Raw genomic sequence first — 20,439 nt, forward strand, 5'->3', positions numbered from 1 at the left:
CCTCGACACCCGTGCCCGCGACGGGGACCGGGCCTGTGACAATCAGGGCCATGGAAAGCAGCAGCACCCCGTCGGGCGGCAGCACGCGCCGCGAGGCCACCCGGCAGAAGCTCTACGAGGCAGCCGTCACTCTCATCGCCGAACAGGGCTTCTCGGCCACCACGGTGGACGAGATCGCCGAGCGTGCCGGGGTCGCGAAAGGCACCGTCTACTACAACTTCGCGAGCAAGTCCGTCCTCTTCGAGGAGTTGCTGCGGCACGGCGTGGGTCTCCTCACCGCCTCCCTCAGGGAGGCCGCCGAGCAGACCGAGCGGGACGGCGGCAGCAAGGTGGACGCCCTGGACGCGATGATCCGCGCGGGCCTCGGTTTCATCGCCCGCTATCCGTCCTTCACCCAGCTGTACGTGGCCGAGCTGTACCGCACCAACCGCGCCTGGCAGTCCACGCTCATGGTGGTACGGCAGCAGGTGAACGCCGCCATCGAGGACGTGCTGCACGCGGGCGTGGCGGGCGGCGAGTTCAGCCCCGAGATCGATGTCCGGCTCACGGCGGCGGCGCTGGTCGGGATGGTCCTGGTGGCCGCCCTGGACTGGCAGTCGTTCCAGCCGGAGCGCTCCCTGGACGACGTCCACTCGGCGCTGTCCCGGCTGCTCCAGGGACGGGTGAGCGGGGGGCACTGAGCGCACGCACAGAAGCGCCGGTCCGTTGTGGCCGCGTCCCCCGCGGGCCGCCTCGAACCGGCGCTTCCTCGTGCTTCCCCCGTACGTTCCCCCTGTTGGAACCCCCGTCGGTCAGTCCCCCTGGGTTCCCCCGTGCCTCGCTTCCGCCGAGAATCCGGCGGAAGGAGCGGCCAAGGGCGCGGGCCCCGTTCCGCCGCCCCGTGTCGGCGGTACCGGAGCCGCGCCCCTTTCCGTGTCTCCACTCTCTCGTTCGCGCAGGTCGCGGCCCATCCGCGCGCGTACTCATCTCACTCCCTAGGTACGGATACTCAGCCGTACGCACTCATGCCCAGGACGCCATGTTGCCGAGTGGTTACTATCGCCTCCGTGTCCGTACTCCCCCTGGTCTTCACCAGCGGCTGGGCCAGCGGCATCAACGCCTACGCGGTGGTGCTGCTGCTCGGGATCTTCGGCGCGACCGGGGTGACCGACGCGGTCCCCGAGTCGCTGCAACGCCCTGAGGTCCTCGTCACAGCGGGCGTGCTGTTCCTGTGCGAGGCGGTCGCCGACAAGATCCCCTACGTCGACTCCGTGTGGGACTCGGTGCACACGCTGATCCGGCCGGCCGCCGGGGCCTGGGTCGGGGCGGTGCTCGCCGGGCACAACGGTTCGCTGAACGACGTGGTGGCGGGGCTGGTCGGCGGTTCGACGGCGCTGGCCAGCCATACCGTCAAGGCCGGGACGCGGATGGCGATCAACACCTCGCCGGAGCCGTTCAGCAACGTGATCATGAGCTTCGCCGAGGATCTCGGGGTCGGCGGGATCGTCTCGTTCGCGATGTTCCATCCCCAGGCCGCGGCGATCATCGCAGCCGTGCTGCTGGTGGCCGGACTCACGGTCCTGATCTTCCTGATCTCGCGGATCCGGCGGTTCCTGCGCCGCCGGGCCCAGCTCCGGGAGGAGAAACGGCTGGCCGCGCAGGTGGGAGGGCCGCCGGACCGGCCACCTTGGTGACGGCCCGTGACCGGACTGTCAGTGGCGGCCGATAAAGTCGCGGGCATGGGACGGATTGCGGTGATCGGCGCCGGCATGGGCGCGATGGCGGCCGCCGCCCGGCTGGCCGTCGCGGGCCACCGGGTGGTGGTGTACGAGCGTACGGAGACGTACGGCGGTGCGGTGCGCCGCTTCGAGCGGGACGGCTTCTCCTTCGACACCGGCCCCGGCCTGCTGCCCGTTCCGGCGGTCTACCGCGATCTGTTCATCAAGACCGGCAAGGAGCCCCTGGAGGACCTGGTCGAGCTGGTCCAGGTCGACCCGTCGTCCCGGCACGTCTTCGCGGACGGCACGGAGGTGTCGTTGCCGAACGCCTCTCGCGCGGGTGTCGTCACGGCCCTGGACGAGGCCCTGGGCGGCGGCGCGGGGCAGCGCTGGGGTGACTTCCTGATCCGGGCCCGCGAGGCCTGGGACCGCACCCGCAGGCCCCTCCTGGAGGAGCCGTTGTGGACCGACTGGTCGGTGCTGGCCGAGCAGGAGCCGTATCCGGCGGTCCCGCACAAGAAGCTGCTGCGCACGCGCAGGGCGAGCACACTCGACGAGATCGGCGCCTGGGAACTGCGCGACGAGCGCCTGACGGCCCTCCTGGAGAGCCACGCGCTCGCCTACGGCCTCCACCCCCGGACCGCTCCGGCGAGCGCCGCGGTGCTGCCGTACATGGAGCACGCCTTCGGCACCTGGTATGTACGGGGCGGCATACGGGAGTTGGCGCGCGCGGTGTACGAGCGGTGTCTGGCCCGGAGGGTCGAGTTCGTGTTCGGGGCCGAGGTCACCCGGGTCCTGGAGAAGGACGGGCGGGCTGCGGGAGTTGAGCTGGCCGACGGGAATGTGGTCGACGCGGACCATGTCGTCGCGGACGTGGACCCGGCGCGGCTGCGGGACCTGACGGAGCGTCCGCTGGACGGGGACGGTGATGTGCGGGCCGACCCGGACTCGCCCCTGCCGGTGCGGTTCACACTGCTGCTGGCCCTGCGTGGCCCGCGCGAGGCCGGAGCCGTTCACCGTACGGTCGTGCACGCCCCGGACCGCGAGGCCGAGTTGGACTTCCTGGCCTCCCCCGGCGGCGACGAACCGCGCTGTCCCACGGTGACGGTGCTGCGCCCCGAGGACCCCGCGCTCACGCCGGACGGCGAGCACGAGTCCGTGGTCGTGTCCGCCGTGCTGTCGAGCGAGGCCGGCTGGGAGGACGAGGGCACGGTCCGGCGCTACACGGATTTCCTGCTCGACGCCGCCGGACATGCCGTACCGGGGCTGCGGGAGCGCCTGTTGTGGCACGAGGTGCGCACACCCGGGGACACGGAGAGCGAGACCGGCGCCCGCTTCGGAGCCGTGCCCGCGCCTTCGCTCGCCGCCGGGCGGGGCCGTTTCCTGCACCCGGCGAACACCACGCGCCTGCCCGGCCTCTACCGGGTCGGCGGGTGGTCGCACCCCGGCGGCGGACTCCCGCACGCCGGTATGTCGGGGGCGCTGGTCGCCGGACTGATCGTCGAGGGGCCGGAGTTCAGAGGGTCTCAGTAGGCTTCAGGGTTCTCAGCAGGCTTCAGAAACGGTACTGCTCGTCGTAGCCGGTGCCCGGCTGCGGCTGCTGCTGTTGTCCGTTCTGGCCGTTGCCGTCGTACGGGTACTGCTGCTGCTCCTGCGGCATTTCGCCGCCGTAGGTCTCGTCGTTGCGCTGCTGCGGGACCCACACACCGCCGGCCGGGGTCTCGCCGACGTAGCCGTTGTTGCCGTACTGGTCCTGGGTGTAGCCCTGTTGCGAGTACTGCTGCTGGCCGTCGTAGCCGGTGTCGTACGAGGCACCGCCGTAGGTCTGGGTGCCGATGTACGGGTCGGAGTAGGCGGCGTACTGCTGCTGCCCGGTCGTGTCGTAGCCGTACTGCTGCTGGTCGTAGCCCGAGTAGTTGTCGTAGCCGTACTGCTGCTGGTCGGCAGCCGCGTAGGCCTGGTCCTGGGTCTGACCGGCGGCCGCCGCCGCGTAAGCCTGGTCCGTACCCGCGTAGTTGGGGTCGGTGGCGTTCGCGTACGCGGTGGCGCTGTAGACGCCGTAGGAGCCGGTGTCGTCCGGCAGGGGCTGCGGCTCGTAGACCGAGGTGGTCTCGGCGGCCGTGGGGTCGACGGGGCGGTTCGGGGTGAACACGTCGTCGCGGTCGTAGTCGTCGTCCTGGCCGTAGGCGGCCCTGTCGCGGCCGTACTCCTGGAAGCCGCCCTCGGCGCCTTCGAAGCCAGGGACCGCGAGGTTCGGGTCCTCCTCGTCGGGCTCGCCGCGGCCGCGCTTCTTGCCGCCCGCGCCGGGCCGACCGGAGACCGCCCAGCCGGCTTCGAAGCCGCGGCGGAACGACAGGGTGACGTAGGTCTGGCCGACGGCGAAGGCCACCGCGCCAAGGCCGATCACGATGACGGAAGGAATCAGCACCCCGAGCACGACGCCCAGGAAGCCGACGAAAGCGAGCAACCGCCAGCGCAGCCTCGCCTTGTACTGCAGCAACACCTCACCGAGCAACCACAGTGCGACGATGCCGAACGCGATGTAGAGGACCGTCCAGCCCATGTACGCCCCTCTCCCAGTGGCCGCTACGCAGTGTGTCGTATGTCCGGGCGGCCGGTCTAGGCCCGCGGTGGGTGGTGCAGGCCCAGGTTCTCGTAGATTTCCAGCGTCGCCGTGGAGTTGTTGAGCGTGATGAAGTGCAGACCTGGCACTCCCTCGGCCAGCAGCCGGGCGCAGAACTCTGTGGCGAAGTCGATTCCGATCGAGCGTACAGCGGCCGGATCGTCTTTGGCTGTGAGGATTCGCTCTTTCAGGACGTCCGGGATGTCGGCGTTGCTGAGCTGCGGCAACCGCTCCAGCATCCGCACGCTGGTCACCGGCATGACCTCGGGGATGACCGGGGTCGCGCAGCCCGCGGCCTCGACGCGGTCGCGCAACCGCAGGTACGACTCGGGTTCGAAGAACATTTGCGTGATCGCGTAGTCGGCGCCGGCCCGGCACTTGTCGACGAAGTGCGAGACGTCCGTGTCCCAGTCCGGGGAGCGCGGGTGCATCTCCGGGAAGGCGGCGACGCCGACGCAGAAATCGCCCGACTCCTTGATGAGCCGGACCAGTTCGGCCGCGTACGTCAGTCCCTGCGGGTGCGCCACCCAGTCGGCCATGGGGTCGCCGGGCGGGTCGCCGCGCACGGCGAGGATGTTACGGATCCCGGCGTCGGCGTACTGGCCGATGATGTTGCGCAGTTCGGCGACGGAGTGGTTGACCGCGGTGAGGTGGGCGACCGGGGTGAGCGTCGTGTCGGCGACGATCTGCTCGGTCTCCTTGACGGTGCCCGCGCGGGTCGAGCCGCCGGCGCCGTAGGTCACGGAGACGAAGTCGGGGGCGACCGCCTCGACCCTCCGCAACGCGCTCCACAGGTTCCGCTCGCCCTTGGGGGTCTTCGGCGCGGAGAACTCGAAGGAGTACGTCCCTTTGCCGGTCGCGAGCATGTCCCGCACGGTGCGTGCGTGATCCGTCCTGGTGGATGCGGTTCCGAAGGCCATACCCGCAGGTTAGTCAGGGGGCGGCGGTCACCCAACCGGAACCGGGAATTTGCCCGGTTTGTCGCCCTCTTGTCCACCCATCGGACAACAGCGCGACTCCTGGACAGCCGTCGGACGGACGACCGTCAGTGCTGCCGCAGCCGCTTGGCGAACTCCGCCGCCGCCACGCCCGGGTCGTCGGCGTCCGTGATGGCCCGTACGACGACGACGCGGCGGGCGCCCGCTTCGAGCACCTCGTCGAGGTTGCCGAGGTCGATGCCGCCTATCGCGAACCAGGGGCGGTCGGTGCCCAGGGCCGCCGTGTACCGGACCAGGTCGAGGCCGGGGGCGTGGCGGCCGGGCTTGGTGGGGGTGGGCCAGCACGGGCCGGTGCAGAAGTAGTCGACGCCCTCCTGGACGGCGGCCGCGGCGGCCTCGGACTCGGCGTGCGTGGAGCGCCCGATCAGCACGTCCTCGCCGAGGATCGCGCGGGCCGCGGGGACCGGGAGGTCGCCCTGTCCCAGGTGCAGTACGTCGGCGCCGGCGGCGTGGGCGACGTCCGCGCGGTCGTTGACCGCGAGGAGTCTGCCGTGCCGGGCGCAGGCGTCGGCGAACACCTGGAGGTGCTCCAGCTCCTCGGCGGCCTCCATGCCCTTGTCGCGCAGCTGCACGATGTCGACCCCGCCGGCCAGCACCGCGTCCAGGAACTCCGCGAGGTCGCCCTGGCGTCTGCGGGCGTCCGTGCAGAGGTAGACCCGGGCGTCGGCGAGTTCCGCGCGGGCGGCGGCTGCGGCGGTGTCGGGCATGCGTGTGTCCCCCGTTGTCGTTGCGTGGTGGTGTCGCGTACGGGCCGCGGACAGGGCCTTTTCAAGCAGGCCCGCGCGTCGCCGCGGCCCGTACACCGGTCGGTCGTGCGGGTCAGACGGCGAGCGCCTGGGCGCGGCGCTTCACCTCCGTGCCGCGATTCTCACTGAGCGCCTGCGCGGGGGTGCCGGGCAGGCTGGGGTCGGGGGTGAAGAGCCACTCGAGCATCTCTTCGTCGGAGAAGCCGTCGTCCCTCAGCAGCGTCAGGGTCCCCGTGAGGCCCTTGACGACCTTCTGCTCGGCCCCGTCGATGAAGGCGGCGGGGACGTGCAGCGCGCGGTTCTCACCACGGCGTACGGCGATGACTTGGCCGTCCTTGACCAGCTGCCGCACGCGTGTCACCTCGACATCGAGCATCTCTGCGATGTCGGGCAGCGTGAGCCAGGCGGGGACGAGAGCATCGATCTTTGCGTCAATCTCGGTCACGTAAACAGCGTGCCATCCCGGACTGACAGTCGGAAGCCGGGCCGGTCCGACCCGGGGGGTCGAACTAGGCGATAGCGGCCTTCATCGGGAGGGAAGGGTCCGCCAGCAGCTCGGGATTCATCGGGGTGCCCGACTCGATCATCCGGCGGCCCTGGGCCAGGTCGCGGGGGCGGCCGACGGCCAGAAGGGCCACCAGACGGTTCTCGCGCAGCCAGCAGACGCTCCAGGCCGGGGTGGTCGGATCGCCACGCCACAGGGTGGTGTCGGCGGACGCGTGGTGGCCGGCGTACTGGACGAAGCGGCCGAACTGCTCGGACCAGAAGTAGGGCACCGGGTCGTACACCGCCGGGGTCTCCCCGATGATGTTCGCGGCGACCGTACGGGGGCCCTGGAGCGCGTTGTCCCAGTGGTGGACCAGAAGTCGCTCGCCGTACCTTCCCGAAGGGAAGGAGGCGCAGTCGCCGACCGCGTACACGTCCGGCACCGAGGTGCGCAGCCCGTCGTCGGCCAGGACCTCGCGGTGTGCGCCGAGTTCGATGCCGGAGCCGGTCAGCCAGGCGGTGGCGGGGCGGGCGCCGATGCCGACCACGACGGCACCCGCGGGCAGCCGCGAGCCGTCGTCGAGCACCACTTCGCCGGGTTCGACGTGCTTCACGCGTGCGTGCGTCCGCAGTACGGCTCCGGCGCCCCCGTACCAGGCGGCCATCGGCGCGGCCACCTCGGCGGGCAGCGCGCCCGCGAGCGGCCGGTCGGCAGCCTCTACGACGGTCACCGCGCAGCCCGCCTCGCGCGCGGCCGTGGCGAACTCGGCGCCGATCCAGCCCGCGCCGACGACCACGATGTCGTGCTGGCGGGCGAGCACCGGGCGCAGCCGTTCGGCGTCGTCCAGGGTGCGCAGCAGATGCACGCCGGGGACGCCGTCGGCGCCCGGCAGCCGGATCGGTTCGGCGCCGGTGGCGAGCACGAGGACGTCGTAGGGCACCGGGCCCTCGGCGGTGTCCAGTTCGTGGTCGGCGGGGCGCACGCCCAACACCTCGCGCCCCAGCCGCACTTCGATGCCGAGCGCCTCGAAGTCGACGTCGAAGGCGGAGCCCTCGGCCTTGCCGAGCAGGACGGCCTTGGACAGCGGCGGCCGGTCGTAGGGCTGATGGGGTTCCGCGCCGATCAGTGTGACGGTGCCGGTGAAGCCCTGTTCCCGGAGGGCGACCGCGGTCTGCACCCCGGCCATGCCCGCGCCGACGACGACCACGCGCCGCCCCGCCACCGCACTCTGTTCCCGCGTCTGCTCGCTCACCCGATCACCATAGACACCTGACAATTTGTCAGTCAGCGGGCGCGTTCAGTGACCTGTTCCACAATGCTGGTTCCGTTTCCCTCCTGGGACTCCCATTCCCAGGTCTCCTCCAGGCGCACGCGGCCGTCGGGCAACTCGACCACTTCGGACACGCAGTGCCCGGAGGACGTCGTCCCGTCCCGCTTCAACTGCACGTACCGGAAGTCGAGTCGGTCCCCCGCGCGCGTGCCGACGAGATGGCCGCGTACGACATCCCCGCCCGCGTACTCGGCCCAGATCTCGCCGTCCTTCTCGTGGTACGTGAACCGGGTGTGCGTACCGACCTGACCCGGTGCCTGGTCCGCGACGGGGGCGAACACGAGGCCGTCGAGCGAGCGGGCCATGGACGGAGGCTCCCTTACTGGGACATGAGGTACGGGCTAGGGTGGCCAACGTACAAGCACTCGCGGGAGTCCGGACGCACCGGGCTGAGAGGGAGGCTGGCGGCCTCCGACCGTACGAACCTGATCCGGGTCATGCCGGCGAAGGGAGGGGCTGGACGCCCATGCCTACACGTACGTCAGACGTCCTCGTCGTCGGGGGCGGAATCATCGGCCTGGTCACGGCCTGGCGGGCGGCCCAACGCGGGTTCGCCACGGCCGTCGTGGACCCCGAGCCGGGCGGCGGCGCCGCGCAGGTGGCCGCCGGCATGCTGGCCGCCGTCACCGAACTGCACTACGGCGAACAGACCCTGCTCGCCCTGAACCTCGCCTCGGCGCAGCGCTACCCGGACTTCGCGGCCGAGCTGACCGACCTCACCGGCCTCGACCTCGGCTACCGCCGCTGCGGCACGCTCGCCGTCGCGCTGGACGCCGACGACCGTGCCCATCTGCGGGAACTGCACGCCCTGCAGCACCAGTCGGGGCTCGACTCCGAGTGGCTGTCCGGACGCGAGTGCCGGCGCCTGGAGCCGATGCTCGCGCCGGGGGTGCGTGGGGGGCTCCGGGTCGACGGGGACCACCAGGTCGACCCGCGGCGACTGGCGGGCGCGCTGGTGGCCGCCTGCGAGCGTTCCGGGGTCGTCCTCCACCGGACGTGGGCCGAGCGGCTCACGGTCGAGCGGGACCGCGCCACGGGCGTCGTCACGCGCGAGGGCGAGGTGCTGGGCGCGGGCCAAGTGGTGCTCGCGGGCGGCAGCCTCAGCGGGCGGCTGAAGGGGGTCCCGGACGACGTCCTGCCGCCCGTACGGCCCGTGAAGGGGCAGGTGCTGCGGCTGACCGTGCCGGAGCACCACGCGCCGTTCCTGAACCGGACCGTGCGGGCGGTGGTGCGCGGCAGTCATGTCTATCTGGTGCCGCGCGAGAACGGCGAACTGGTCGTCGGCGCGACCAGCGAGGAACTGGGCTGGGATACGACCGTGACGGCCGGCGGTGTCTACGAACTGCTGCGCGACGCCCACGAGTTGGTCCCCGGGATCACCGAACTCCCGCTCACCGAGACCCGGGCCGGGCTGCGCCCCGGATCCCCCGACAACGCGCCGCTGCTCGGCCCGACCGCACTGCCGGGACTGCTGCTGGCCACTGGGCACTACCGCAACGGCGTGCTGCTCACGCCGGTCACCGGCGACGCCCTGGCGCACGCGCTGGTCACCGGTGAACTCCCGGACGAGGCACGCCCGTTCACGCCGAAGCGGTTCGGCGCCGGAGCACTCGTGGAGCAGCCCGTATGAACGTCTCCGTCAACGGGGAGCCCCGGGAGATCGCTCCCGGCACGGCTCTCGACACCCTGGTGCGCGCCCTGACCCCGGCCCCCTCCGGTGTGGCCGCCGCCCTCAACGAAACCGTCGTCCCGCGCGCGGAGTGGCCGTCGACGTCCCTCTCCGAGGGAGACCGCGTCGAGGTCCTCACCGCCGTCCAAGGAGGCTGACCCATGGCCGACGACCCCTTCGTCCTCGGTGGTACGTCCTTCACGTCCCGGCTGATCATGGGCACCGGAGGCGCACCCAGCCTCGACGTCCTGGAGCGCGCGCTGGTGGCCTCCGGGACCGAACTCACCACGGTCGCGATGCGGCGCGTGAACGCTTCCGTGCACGGTTCGGTGCTGTCCGTCCTGGAGCGGCTCGGCATCCGGGTGCTGCCCAACACCGCGGGCTGTTTCACGGCGGGCGAGGCGGTGCTGACGGCGCGGCTGGCCCGGGAGGCGCTCGGGACGGACCTGGTCAAGCTGGAGGTCATCGCGGACGAGCGGACACTGCTGCCGGACCCGATCGAGCTGCTGGACGCCGCCGAGACCCTGGTCGACGACGGCTTCACCGTGCTGCCGTACACGAACGACGATCCCGTGCTGGCGCGGAAGCTGGAGGACGTCGGGTGCGCGGCGATCATGCCGCTGGGCTCGCCGATCGGGTCCGGGCTCGGGATCCGCAACCCGCACAACTTCCAGCTGATCACCGAGCACGCGCGTGTGCCGGTGATTCTGGACGCGGGGGCCGGTACGGCGTCCGACGCGGCGTTCGCGATGGAGCTGGGGTGTTCCGGTGTGATGCTTGCGTCGGCGGTGACGCGGGCGCAGGAACCGGTGCTGATGGCTTCGGCGATGCGGGGTGCGGTGGACGCGGGGAGGTTGGCGTTCCGGGCTGGGCGTATCCCCCGTCGGTATTTCGCCTCGGCGTCTTCTCCTGCGGAGGGGCTGGCCGTGCTGGATCCTGAGCGGCCCGCCTTCTAGGTGCCCTGCGCTGCCCTCCCGTTTTTTCTCCCACCCGCGCACCGCCCGTTTCCACCTCGTCGAGTGGTGGACCTTTCCCGTGGGGGTCCTCGCCGTCGGCGGTCTCCCGTGCGTGCGATGCGTCACAGGTCCGCTTCAGTACCGCCCCGATCCTGGCCGAAAAGGCGGTGCTGTCAGCGTCGGCTCGTACACTCACCTGCGTGGATACGACCCTTCATGACCCTCTCGTCGGGCAGCTGCTCGACGGCCGGTATCGCGTCGACGCGCGGATCGCCGTCGGCGGGATGGCCACGGTCTATCGGGCCGTGGACACCCGCCTGGACCGGGTTCTCGCGCTCAAGGTGATGCACCCGACGCTGGCGGCCGACGCCACCTTCGTCGACAGGTTCATCCGCGAGGCCAAGTCGGTGGCGCGGCTGGCTCATCCGAACGTGGTGCAGGTCTTCGACCAGGGCGCCGACGGGTCGTACGTCTATCTGGCCATGGAGTACGTCGCCGGCTGCACCCTGCGGGACGTGCTGCGCGAGCGCGGGGCGCTGCAGCCGCGCGCCGCTCTCGACATCCTGGAGCCGGTGCTGGCCGCGCTCGGTGCCGCGCACCGGGCCGGGTTCGTGCACCGGGACATGAAGCCGGAGAACGTGCTCATAGGGGACGACGGCCGGGTCAAGGTCGCCGACTTCGGGCTGGTCAGGTCCGTGGACACGGTGACCAGCACCACCGGGTCCCTGCTCGGCACGGTCTCGTATCTCGCGCCGGAGCAGATCGAGGGCGGCACGGCGTCTCCCCGGGTCGACGTGTACGCGTGTGGTGTCGTCCTGTACGAGATGCTGACCGGCCAGAAGCCGCACGACGGGGACTCCCCCGCGATCGTGCTCTACAAGCACCTGCACGAGGACGTCCCGCCGCCCTCGGCCGTCGTACCGGGACTGGCGTACGAGCTGGACGAGCTGGTCGCCGCGGCCACCGCGCGCACCCCGGACATCCGGCCGTACGACGCGGTCGCGCTGTTCAGTCTCGTCCGCGAGGCGCGGTCCGGGCTGAGCACCGAGCAGTTGGACGCGGTGCCGCCGCAGGCACTGGCCTCGGAGCATCCCAACGCCGAGAACCGTACGAGTGTGATCCCGCGCTCGCTGACAGTCCCGCGTCCGCTGCCCGTCAACGAGGACGACGAGCCCGGTGACCCGCTCAACCGGACCAGCCGGTTCGAGAGCGGGCCGCCACTGCCGCCCCGACGGCGCGACGCGCGGCGGCCCCGGCGCGGACTGCTGGCGATCGTCGCCGCCGTCCTGCTGATCCTCGGGGTCGGGGCGGGCGTCTGGTACATCAACTCAGGCCAGTTCACCAAGGTCCCGCCGCTGCTGGCGAAGACCGAGGCACAGGCGCGGGAGCGGCTGAAAGACGCCGGTCTCGACGTCAAGAAGGTCGACCACGCGTACAGCGACACCGTGAAGCGCGGCACCGTCATCAGCACCGACCCGGTGGCCGGCGCCCGCATCCGGAACAACGACTCGGTGGCCCTGACCATCTCGGACGGCCCGGAGACCGTGAAGGTGCCCGACCTGACGGGCTACCTCCTGAGCAAGGCGCAGGCCCTGCTGAAGCGGGACGGGCTCGCGGCCGGCATGGTCACCAGAGAGTTCAGCGACGACGTCCCCAAGGGCTTCGTGATCAGCACGGACCCGGAGGCGGGCACCGAGCGCCACGCGGGTTCGGCGATAGCCCTGACCGTCAGCAAGGGCAGCGCGATCGACGTGCCCGACGTCACCGGTGAGGACTTGGACGAGGCGAAGTCCGACCTCCAGGACGCCGGTCTCATCGTGAAGGTGTCGGACACCGAGGTCAACTCCGAGTACGACGCGGGCCAGGTGGCCCAGCAGACCCCGGCCGGCGACAGCCAGGCCGCCGAGGGCGACACGGTGACGCTGACGCTGTCCAAGGGCCCGGAGATGGTCGAGGTCCCGAGCGTGGTCGGCGCTTCAGTGGACGCCGCGACGAAGCTCCTTGAGCAGTCCGGCTTCAAGGTCAAGGAGGACCGCGGTCTGCTCGGCCTGTTCGGCGACACCGTGAAGAGCCAGTCCGTGGACGCGGGCGAGCAGGCCCCCAAGGGGTCGACGATCACGATCACCATCCGGTGACGGGAGCGGCACGCGCGCGTGACACCCTGGGCGGGTGAGCAGCGAGTCCCCTTCCAGCGCCCCCGAGTTCCCTTCCCGCAACCCGGTCGGCGGCCATGTCCCGGTCGCCGGCGGCCTCCACTCCGTGGGCCTGTCCTACGCCCGTGAGCTGGCCGCCGAGACCGTGCAGGTCTTCGTCGCCAACCCGCGCGGCTGGGCCACACCGGTCGGGAACCCGCGCCAGGACGAGGAGTTCCGCGCGGTCTGCGAGACCGAGTCGATCCCGGCGTACGTGCACGCCCCGTACCTGATCAACTTCGGCTCGCACACCGAGGCGACGGTCGAGAAGTCGGTGGAGTCGCTACGGCACTCGCTGCGGCGCGGACGCGAGATCGGCGCCCTCGGCGTGGTCGTACACACGGGGAGCGCGACCGGCGGGCGGGAGCGGTCCGTGGCGCTGGCGCAGGTGCGGGAGCATCTGCTGCCGCTGCTCGACGAGTTGACCCACGACGACGACCCGTTCCTGCTCCTCGAGTCGACGGCCGGTCAGGGCGCCTCCCTCTGCTCCCGCACCTGGGACTTCGGACCGTACTTCGAGGCGCTGGACGCCCACCCGAAGCTGGGCGTGTGCCTGGACACGTGCCACATCTTCGCCGCGGGGCACGACCTGACCGGCCCGAGCGGGATGCACCAGACGCTCGACCTGCTGGTCGACACGGTCGGCGAGGGCCGGCTGAAACTGATCCACGCCAACGATTCCAAGGACGTCGTCGGCGCCCACAAGGACCGCCACGAGAACATCGGCTCCGGCCACATCGGCGAGGACCCCTTCCGCGCCCTGATGACCCACCCGGCGACCGCGGGCGTACCGCTGATCATCGAGACGCCGGGCGGCAAGGAGGGGCATGCGGCGGATGTGGAGCGGCTGAAGAAGCTGCGGGACGGCTGAAGTCAGCCGGTACCCAGCGCGTACGCCCCCACCGCCAGCCCCGCGCCCAACAGCGCCAACGCCCCCCGCAGAAAGCGGTACTTCGCCGCGAGGATCACGCTGACGTCCTGGAACTGCGTGAGCAGCCAGCGCACCGGGTCCCGGCCTGCCTCGGTGACACCGCGCAGCAGTGCCTCGGGGTCGTCCCGGGCCTCGACCGCGTCGGCGTAGAACGTCGGGCCCAGGGTCCGCCGTACCGTCCAGGTGCGGGGCAGGATCACCCCGAGCAGCAGGACTGTCCCGGCCGCCCACAGCACCGCGGCACCCGCGAGCAGCACCTGGCCGGTGCCGGAGAGGCCGGCCGGCGCCCGGCCGCCGCCGATCAGCAGCGCCGGCACCGCCAGGGCACCGGAGAGCAGCACGGACGCCTTCACGTCCGCCCTGCCCAGGTCCTCCCGTACGGTGAGCAGCAGCCGTTCGGCGACGTACCGGGCGTCGGTGTCGGAATCCGGCACTACGGGCTCCGGTGAGTTCACGTCCGGCCGCCGGATTCGTCCCTGCCGGTGTCCGGCGCGGTGTCCTCCGGCTCGTCGGTGTACGGCTTCGGCGCGGCGGGCGGCACCGGCAGGGTCCCCGTCACGGCCGGCGGCGGGAGCAGCGGCGCCGGAGGCATCGGCGGTGCGAGGGGCGTCGGCGGAACGGGCAGGGCGGTGGGGGCGGGTGGCAGTCCGTTCTGGAAGACACCGTGGGCGGCCGTGCGGCTGAAGTCGATGAGGGCCTGGACCTGGTCGTCGATCTGGTGCCGCTGCACGACACCCTGGTTGATCAGGTTGGTGAGATAGTCCAGGGCGCCCTGCCGCTGCTCCCGGGCCTGCAACTGGAGTGCGCCGAGGATGTCCTGCGCACGGGACGGGTCCTGAGCCAGTACATGGGCGTACTGTTCGGCCTCGCCGGCGGCGATGAGCCCCCGGGCGACCTCCATGTTCGCCTCGATCCGCGCGTTGTTGGCGGCGTCCATGGCCCTCTGGACCTCGCTGTCCGACTGCACCGCCATCATGTTGGCGTGGTGGTCGGAAGCGGCCTGGCCCAGGTCGATGCGGATGAACACCTGGGTGATCAGGCCCAGTTCGGACCCGAAGTCGTTCCAGCGACCGCTCGCCAGTTCGTCCTGGATCGCCTCGTCCGCCTGCTGGGCGGAGTCCAGGTTGTGCCGCCTGCTGATCCCGCGCAGCCGGGCCTCAAGCGGCGGGCGGAGCATCCGCTCCACGTCCACCACCCGCTTCTCGGCGGCCAGACGGAAGTCGTGCACCTCCCAGTTGACGTCGGCGCCTGCCTTGAACCGTGACCGGTCCCCGTAGGTGGGAAGTTCCAGCTGGAAGGAGACCTGGTGCTGGCCGCGGGCGATCCAGCAGACCGAAGTCGGCTTGCCCATCAGCGGTTTGTTGTAGTGCTCGGCCCCGCGGACCGTGATGACGCTGTATCCGCCGTTGCGGTAGAAGAGCACCGAGGCGACCTGGCTGCTGCGGTGCCGGTACGGGCCCGTCGGGGTGAACTCGGTGACGAAGGGCCCTCTGATGTTGTGCGGAAGGACGAACTCCCCCTGAGGGTTCTGGGGCTGCCAGGACTGTTGGCCCCACGTGTTGTTGCTCATGGTGTTCCCGCTCCCTGGACCGCCTCCCACATGCGGCGGACCTGCTGGTCGTCCAACGGATTGTCGGGGTCTTCCGACAGTTCTTTGATCAGTGACAGCAACCGGTGCCGGTCGTCCGGCACATGCACGAGCAGCGGCAGGAACCGCTCCAGTGCCTCCGCCCAGGGGCGGCCCGAGCAGCCGCGCAGCCAGTCCGCCACGGTGTCCACGGCCGCCTCGTAGGACCGGCCGGTCTGTAGCGCGGTCCACAGCAACCCGGCCAGTTCCGGGGCGAGTTCGGGCCGCACGGCGGCGAGTGCCAGCATGAGCGGCCAGTCGCCGTAGCCCTCCAGGTCCGGGTGCTGGTTCCACAGGTCGACCACGGAGAGTCCGGCCAGGTAGATCGCGCTCTGCAGGCCGAGGTCCTGCTGTGGACGCCGCTCGTCGGAGAGCCAAAGGCGGATCCGCCGGAAGGTCGCCGGGTCACAGTTCGCGCCACTGAAGTGGGCGGTCTGGGCCGAGGCCACGGTCCTCAGCTTCCCGTCCTCCCAGACACCGATGCCACCGAGGAGGTCGAGCGAATCCCGGACGGTGACGGTGGCCCGGCCCCGGCCGAGCACCGCGGCAGCCGTCCAGCGCAGGTTCTCCTCCCCCTCGCGCGCCCACAGACCGACCAGGGCCCGGATCGCACTGCCGACCTCCGGAGAGGCCACGGCCACGTCGAGCACGTTGGCGGCGAAGACCCGTCGGCGGAGCTGGTCGGCCTGGCCCATCGGCTGGACCAGTTCCTGCACGGTGTGCGAGCAGTCGAGTCGGCACAGCTGTCCCGCCGCGACCGCGGCCCGCACCCAGACCTGGGGACGGCCGTCCTCGCACAGCCCGGACAGCCAGCGCAGCACGGGACCGCGCACATTGTGCCGGTGCTCCCAGAGGTGGATGAGGACAGCGGCGGCGAGGGACTCGCCGCGGAACCGGACGGTGCGCACCGGAACGTCCTCGTCACCGACCTGTTCCACACCGAGTTCGGCCACGGCCCGGGCGGAGACGAGCCGGGCGTCCACGCCGTCGCTGAACAGCGGGCGGCCCGGCGCCGACTCCGGATCCACGGTGACGGCCAGTTCCCAGGCGAGGATCTCCGCGGCCTCGGCGACGGCGCTCAGCGAAGCCCCGCCGAGGACCGCCACGGCGATCCGGTACGCCGCGTCCCGCAGTCGCTGCGGAGTCTCGGACTGTGGGCCTCCCACGAACCATTCGGCCGCCTGGGCCTTGGCGAACTCACGGCATTCGTCGAGGAGTTCGGCATGGGTACGGAATCCGCGCGCGTACTTGGCGACCAGAACCGCCAGCCGGGCCGCCTCCCGCGGCCGGAGTTCGCCGATTCCGAGCGCCGCGGTCACGTCCGGGGCGCTCGCGGCCGACCGTGCCGTGCTCTGAGTCGCGAGCGGCTCCTCCTCGAGCTCGTTCGCGAGGTGCTTCTCCAGTACGTCGTCGGCGGCGGCCGGTGTGTGGAGGTAGTGGTAGCGACCGCCCTGGGAGTAGAGGTCGCCGAGTTCGGGCACGGCCAGCAGGACCGCGTACGCCTCGCAGTCACCGAGGAAGGCGCACAACCGGTCCAGTGCGGCCTCGCCCGGCAGTCCGGCGGTCGAGGACTCCAGGACATAGCCGTGGCCTTCGTGGATCTGTTCGGCCTCCAGCTTGTCCAGGTCGGTCTCGGGGTCGAGCCGGGACACCTTGCCCCGGGTCCGATCGTCCAGCAGGGACAAGGCCGTGTACATCCGGCCGGTTCCGGGCTGTCCGCACAGCAACAGCAGCCGCCGGGACCGCAGTTGCTCCTTGAGTTCGCCATACCCCTCGGGCTCCTGGAAGACCTGGCGCAGCTTGAGCAGTTCCTCCTCGGGCACCGGGCCCGCGAGCAGGCGTGGTCCCTGCTGCCCGAACAGGTTGATGGCTCCGATGGAACCGCCGCTGATGAGGGTGCTCGACCCGTGCGAGGTGAAGCTGGGGCCGGCGGACCGGTAGACGCGGGACGCCGCCGCGCCTGACCCCAGCCCCTCCCCCGCCAGCGGGTCGGCGGCGGCGCCTCCGATGACGTCCGGCGTCGGCTCGGACCCGGCGCCGGGCTGCTCCGGCTTCGGCGGCTGGTCCTGCTGGGGGTTCTGGGGCCCGGCGCCCGCGGGCTGCCCTCCGGGGTTGGGCTTCGGGTTGGGTCCGGGGGGCGCCGGGTTCTGCGCGTTCACCGCTCACTGCCCGGAGATGAGGAGGACGACGGAGACGAGGGGGGCGACGGCGACCGGCCGATGTTGATCGTGCCGATCTGTTCGCCGGAGATGGCCTGCCCGTCTCCGTAGACGTGTTGGTTCACCACTCGCCCCGAGGCCGGTGCGGCCGGTTCCGGTGGCGAGCCGGCTGGGCTCGGCGACGGCGCCCCGGGTTCCGGCAACGGCGGCTGCGGCAACCCCGGGACCATGAACCACGCGGTCTGGGGCCCTTCCTTGAGCTGCACCTCGCGGCAGCCGTACTGCTCCGGCTCCACCCAGCGCCCTCCGGGCCGTACCACCTCTTCGTACAGCCGGTCGGAGACCACGGCGACCAGGGCCGCCTGCGGGGCCAGTTCGAGGACGGCCTTCGCGGTGGCGCAGTCGCCGAGGCGGCAGGCCAGGTCGACGGCGCGGCCGGAGCGGCCGTGGGTGTCGGCGGTGACCGGGCCGATGTGCATGCCGACGCGGAGTCTGAGCCGGGCCTTGGCCCGGTCGTTGCTCTCGCGCAGATTCTGGTGGAGATACTCCAGCCATTCGCCCACCACCCGCTTGGGCGGCACGGTGGACGTCAGGATGCTGAGGATGCCGTCCCCCCGGTCTTCCTGGTACAGGCGCGGCGCCCGAATGCCGGCCTGTTCGAAAGCACGGCCCGACACCTCGTAGAGCCTGGCCCGCATGTCCGGTTTCTCCGAGTCCGACAACAGCCCCGACCCCTGAGCGTCCAGATTCACGATGAAGCCGTACTCGGCTTCCCCCTCCATCATTTTCCCCTCCCTGCCGTTCCGGCGACCCCGGACCCCTGCGATGTTCCCGGGCCCGACGAGTCGCCGCTGTAGCCGTTTACACAGCGCGGGACTTCCGTGTCGCCCGTGTCAGGTGTCCTGCTCGCGATGGTCCCCGCTCGCGAGCAGCCGGAGTGGTTCCAGGTCGGCGACCGCGAGGGTGCCGGGGCCGGTGCGGACCAGGCCCTGCTCGCGCAGGAGTCGCAGTGCCTTGGCCACGGCCTCGCGCGTGGATCCCACGGAAGCGGCCAGTTCGTGCTGGGCGAGGGGCAGTCTGATCGTGACGCCCGCGCCTTCGGGTCGGCCGGTGCGGTCGGCGAGTTCGACCAGTCGCTCCGACAGCCTCTGCAGCACGGTCATGGAGGCCAGGGCCCGCCGCTCGTGGTCGGCGCTGCGCAGTCGTTCGGTGAGCTGTCCCACCAGCAGGGCGTTGGCGTGCGGCCGTGCGGCGAGGAACCGGCGGAACCGTTCCGCCGTGATGACCAGACCCGTGACCGGGCCGAGCGCGCTCACCGAGGCACTGCGCGGTCGGCCGTCGAGGGCCGCCATGTCGCCGACGACCTCACCGGCCTGGCGCAACCCCAGGATCAGCCGTCCGCCCCGCTCGGTCGTCGACCACACGGTGCACCAGCCGCTGAGCACGACCACGGCGAACGTGGTGCGCTCCCCCTCGGCCATGAGGGGGTCCTGGGACGCGTACGGATGTCGGGTGCCGAGTGCGGCAAGGGCCGCGCGATCCGCGGTACCGAGACCGCCCAAAAAGGTATGGCGCTCGCCGAACAGCCCCACCGTCGTCCCCCGACCCATATCCCCCGATGGTCGCCAAGCGGAATGCGGCGGGGCCCGGTGAACTACGTGCGTCCGTGGCCTCGCCCGCCAAGCGAGGCACTCAGAGTAGCGCCCTCGGCACGGAATGCGCCCCTAGTTACCGGAATGCGACCTTGACACCACGGCGAGTGAGGGAAGTCAGAGTTCGGGGCCTTCCCCGGGCCCCTCCTGGTACGAGAACCGCTGCTCCTTCCACGGATCCCCCACGTTGTGATACCCGCGTTCCTCCCAGAACCCCCGCCGGTCCGCCGTCATGTACTCGACGCCGCGGACCCACTTCGGGCCCTTCCAGGCGTACAGGTGGGGGACGACCAGGCGGAGGGGGAAACCGTGTTCCGCGGTGAGGAGTTCGCCGTCCTTGTGGGTGGCGAAGATGGTGCCGTCGGCGGCGAAGTCGGCGAGGCGGAGGTTGGCGCTGAAGCCGTACTCCGCCCAGACCATGACGTGGGTGACGGCCGGTGCCGGCGGGGCCGTCTCCAGGATCGTGCGGGCGGGGATGCCGCCCCATTCGGCGCCGAGCATGCTGAACTTCGTGACGCAGTGCAGATCGGCCACGACGGAGTCGTAGGGCAGAGCAGTGAACTCTTCGTGGTTCCAGCAGTGCTTGTCGGCGTCGGCGGTGGCGCCGAAGACCCTGAACTCCCAGCGTTCGGGGCGGAACTTGGGGACCGGGCCGTAGTGGGTGACCGGCCAGCCGCGCTGGAGCCGCTGGCCCGGTGGCAGCTCGGACTGTTCGACCCCTCTCTGACCCATGACTCCATCCTGACAGACCGGGGGCGGTGCACATGACCGGCTCTGGGCGGATTCGGGCAACTCCTACTAAGCATGCACTTACTGGACGATCTCTTCGCGCCGGTGCAATCATGCGGCGCAACCCGCCAGTTCCCCCGTTTTGGAAGGAGCCTCTGCGATGCAGGGCGACCCCGAGGTCCTCGAGTTCCTGAACGAGCAGCTCACCGGTGAGCTGACCGCGATCAACCAGTACTGGCTGCACTACCGCATCCAGGACAACAACGGCTGGACCAAGCTCGCCAAGTACACGCGTGAAGAGTCCATCGATGAGATGAAGCACGCGGACAAGATCACCGAGCGCATCCTGATGCTCGACGGTCTGCCGAACTACCAGCGGCTGTTCCACGTCCGGGTCGGTCAGACGGTCACCGAGATGTTCCAGGCGGACCGGCAGGTGGAGGTCGAGGCGATCGACCGCCTCAAGCGCGGGATCGAGGTGATGCGCACGAAGGGCGACATCACGTCGGCGAACATCTTCGAGGACATCCTCGAGGACGAGGAGCACCACATCGACTACCTCGACACCCAGCTCCAGCTGATCGAGCAGCTCGGCGAGGCGCTCTACATCGCGCAGCAGATCGAGCAGCCCAGCTAGAGCCTG

The 20,439-nt window shown here is 71.1% G+C and carries 21 protein-coding genes and 1 riboswitch; of the genes, 9 read left to right on the forward strand and 12 right to left on the reverse strand.

What is annotated here, in order from left to right; all coding sequences use genetic code 11:
• The first annotated feature begins 50 nt into the window (after positions 1 to 50).
• The 3 genes from OO70_RS24500 to OO70_RS24510 all read left to right on the forward strand — a co-directional run bounded on the left by OO70_RS24500 (position 51) and on the right by OO70_RS24510 (position 3,230).
• Positions 51 to 680: a TetR/AcrR family transcriptional regulator gene (locus tag OO70_RS24500; RefSeq protein ID WP_043675422.1), complete on the forward strand. Its 630-nt coding sequence runs from the start codon at positions 51 to 53 to the stop codon at positions 678 to 680.
• Positions 681 to 1,046: 366 nt separating this feature from the next.
• A complete protein-coding gene (locus OO70_RS24505) occupies positions 1,047 to 1,673 on the forward strand; it encodes a DUF4126 domain-containing protein (protein WP_043675425.1) in 627 nt (208 codons plus the stop codon).
• 45 nt (positions 1,674 to 1,718) lie between these two features.
• Positions 1,719 to 3,230 (forward strand): phytoene desaturase family protein, encoded by a 1,512-nt coding sequence (locus OO70_RS24510; protein ID WP_199827394.1) that lies wholly within the window; start codon positions 1,719 to 1,721, stop codon positions 3,228 to 3,230.
• 22 nt (positions 3,231 to 3,252) lie between these two features.
• Here OO70_RS24510 and OO70_RS24515 read toward each other — a convergent pair whose 3' ends face one another.
• From OO70_RS24515 to OO70_RS24540, 6 genes are all read right to left on the reverse strand, one after another.
• Positions 3,253 to 4,260: an SCO2102 family sporulation regulator gene (locus OO70_RS24515; protein WP_043675431.1), complete on the reverse strand. Its 1,008-nt coding sequence runs from the start codon at positions 4,258 to 4,260 to the stop codon at positions 3,253 to 3,255.
• Positions 4,261 to 4,316: 56 nt separating this feature from the next.
• Complete coding sequence (gene metF, locus OO70_RS24520) at positions 4,317 to 5,240, reverse strand: methylenetetrahydrofolate reductase [NAD(P)H] (RefSeq protein WP_043675434.1); 924 nt, start codon at positions 5,238 to 5,240, stop codon at positions 4,317 to 4,319.
• Positions 5,241 to 5,365: 125 nt separating this feature from the next.
• On the reverse strand, positions 5,366 to 6,025 hold the full coding sequence (gene thiE, locus OO70_RS24525; RefSeq protein ID WP_043675437.1) for a thiamine phosphate synthase: 660 nt from the start codon (positions 6,023 to 6,025) through the stop codon (positions 5,366 to 5,368).
• Positions 6,026 to 6,137: 112 nt separating this feature from the next.
• On the reverse strand, positions 6,138 to 6,509 hold the full coding sequence (locus OO70_RS24530) for an Rv2175c family DNA-binding protein (RefSeq protein ID WP_043675439.1): 372 nt from the start codon (positions 6,507 to 6,509) through the stop codon (positions 6,138 to 6,140).
• 64 nt (positions 6,510 to 6,573) lie between these two features.
• The gene (locus tag OO70_RS24535; protein ID WP_043675442.1) at positions 6,574 to 7,803 is read right to left on the reverse strand and encodes an NAD(P)/FAD-dependent oxidoreductase; all 1,230 of its coding nucleotides are present in this window, start codon (positions 7,801 to 7,803) and stop codon (positions 6,574 to 6,576) included.
• Positions 7,804 to 7,835: 32 nt separating this feature from the next.
• Positions 7,836 to 8,186: a hypothetical protein gene (locus OO70_RS24540; protein ID WP_043675445.1), complete on the reverse strand. Its 351-nt coding sequence runs from the start codon at positions 8,184 to 8,186 to the stop codon at positions 7,836 to 7,838.
• A gap of 52 nt (positions 8,187 to 8,238) precedes the next feature.
• Positions 8,239 to 8,350: riboswitch (TPP riboswitch) on the forward strand.
• Between OO70_RS24540 and thiO the strand changes: the two genes are divergently transcribed.
• The 5 genes from thiO to OO70_RS24565 all read left to right on the forward strand — a co-directional run bounded on the left by thiO (position 8,348) and on the right by OO70_RS24565 (position 13,569).
• Positions 8,348 to 9,511: a glycine oxidase ThiO gene (thiO, locus tag OO70_RS24545; RefSeq protein WP_043675448.1), complete on the forward strand. Its 1,164-nt coding sequence runs from the start codon at positions 8,348 to 8,350 to the stop codon at positions 9,509 to 9,511. It overlaps the preceding riboswitch by 3 nt.
• A complete protein-coding gene (gene thiS / locus OO70_RS24550) occupies positions 9,508 to 9,708 on the forward strand; it encodes a sulfur carrier protein ThiS (protein WP_019062350.1) in 201 nt (66 codons plus the stop codon). Before thiO ends, thiS begins: the two co-directional genes overlap by 4 nt.
• 3 nt (positions 9,709 to 9,711) lie before the next feature.
• Positions 9,712 to 10,506, forward strand: a complete 795-nt coding sequence (locus OO70_RS24555) for a thiazole synthase (RefSeq protein WP_043675451.1) — start codon at positions 9,712 to 9,714, stop codon at positions 10,504 to 10,506.
• A 200-nt stretch (positions 10,507 to 10,706) separates the two neighbouring features.
• Positions 10,707 to 12,641, forward strand: a complete 1,935-nt coding sequence (pknB, locus tag OO70_RS24560) for a Stk1 family PASTA domain-containing Ser/Thr kinase (protein ID WP_043675453.1) — start codon at positions 10,707 to 10,709, stop codon at positions 12,639 to 12,641.
• A 34-nt stretch (positions 12,642 to 12,675) separates the two neighbouring features.
• The gene (locus OO70_RS24565) at positions 12,676 to 13,569 is read left to right on the forward strand and encodes a deoxyribonuclease IV (protein WP_043675454.1); all 894 of its coding nucleotides are present in this window, start codon (positions 12,676 to 12,678) and stop codon (positions 13,567 to 13,569) included.
• A gap of 2 nt (positions 13,570 to 13,571) precedes the next feature.
• On the opposite strand, the gene OO70_RS24570 is transcribed toward OO70_RS24565, so the two are convergent.
• The 6 genes from OO70_RS24570 to OO70_RS24595 form a co-directional block, all read right to left on the reverse strand.
• Complete coding sequence (locus OO70_RS24570) at positions 13,572 to 14,063, reverse strand: Pycsar system effector family protein (protein ID WP_078651539.1); 492 nt, start codon at positions 14,061 to 14,063, stop codon at positions 13,572 to 13,574.
• Between the two features lie 17 nt (positions 14,064 to 14,080).
• On the reverse strand, positions 14,081 to 15,199 hold the full coding sequence (locus tag OO70_RS24575) for a hypothetical protein (protein WP_043675457.1): 1,119 nt from the start codon (positions 15,197 to 15,199) through the stop codon (positions 14,081 to 14,083).
• Entirely contained in the window at positions 15,196 to 17,415 is a 2,220-nt protein-coding gene (locus OO70_RS24580) for a hypothetical protein (RefSeq protein WP_051741554.1), read from the reverse strand. Before OO70_RS24580 ends, OO70_RS24575 begins: the two co-directional genes overlap by 4 nt.
• A complete protein-coding gene (locus OO70_RS24585) occupies positions 17,412 to 18,200 on the reverse strand; it encodes a nucleotidyl cyclase domain-containing protein (RefSeq protein ID WP_051741556.1) in 789 nt (262 codons plus the stop codon). Before OO70_RS24585 ends, OO70_RS24580 begins: the two co-directional genes overlap by 4 nt.
• Before the next feature lie 108 nt (positions 18,201 to 18,308).
• The gene (locus OO70_RS24590; RefSeq protein WP_043675460.1) at positions 18,309 to 19,007 is read right to left on the reverse strand and encodes a Crp/Fnr family transcriptional regulator; all 699 of its coding nucleotides are present in this window, start codon (positions 19,005 to 19,007) and stop codon (positions 18,309 to 18,311) included.
• 177 nt (positions 19,008 to 19,184) lie between these two features.
• A complete protein-coding gene (locus OO70_RS24595) occupies positions 19,185 to 19,799 on the reverse strand; it encodes a sulfite oxidase-like oxidoreductase (protein ID WP_043675462.1) in 615 nt (204 codons plus the stop codon).
• A 157-nt stretch (positions 19,800 to 19,956) separates the two neighbouring features.
• Here OO70_RS24595 and bfr point away from each other — a divergent pair, with 157 nt between their 5' ends.
• A complete protein-coding gene (gene bfr, locus OO70_RS24600) occupies positions 19,957 to 20,433 on the forward strand; it encodes a bacterioferritin (RefSeq protein WP_019062355.1) in 477 nt (158 codons plus the stop codon).
• Positions 20,434 to 20,439: the final 6 nt, after the last annotated feature.

This window comes from Streptomyces xylophagus, from assembly GCF_000716435.1.
GTDB lineage: Bacteria > Actinomycetota > Actinomycetes > Streptomycetales > Streptomycetaceae > Streptomyces > Streptomyces xylophagus.